Raw genomic sequence first — 223 nt, 5'->3', positions numbered from 1 at the left:
ATGAACTGAAAGAGGCCTATTGTGACTGGTTCGACTGGGCAAAGAACACAGAGGAGATAGCGGAAGTGAAAAGCCGACTAGAAGCCTTTTACCGTAAGGTAGAGAAAGCCAATATTCCAGCGTTTTCAAGAGCCATTCAAACGTTCAAAAACTGGCAGGTAGAAATCTTAAATAGTTTCGGCTTCAAGTATTCCAATGGTTTTCTGGAAGGGATTAATAACAA

1 protein-coding gene is annotated in these 223 nt (G+C 41.3%); it reads left to right on the top strand.

Features of this window, described 5'->3' with window-relative positions:
* Positions 1–223, top strand: a 223-nt coding sequence (locus tag WFH04_RS18245; RefSeq protein WP_336825748.1) for a transposase, incomplete at both ends; no start/stop codon positions are given.

Origin of the sequence: Sporosarcina sp. USHLN248, from assembly GCF_037144575.1 — a bacterium.
GTDB classification, from domain to species: Bacteria; Bacillota; Bacilli; order Bacillales_A; family Planococcaceae; genus Sporosarcina; species Sporosarcina contaminans.
Note: the sequence above shows the minus strand (reverse complement) of the source record. Positions and strands in the feature narration are given on the sequence as shown.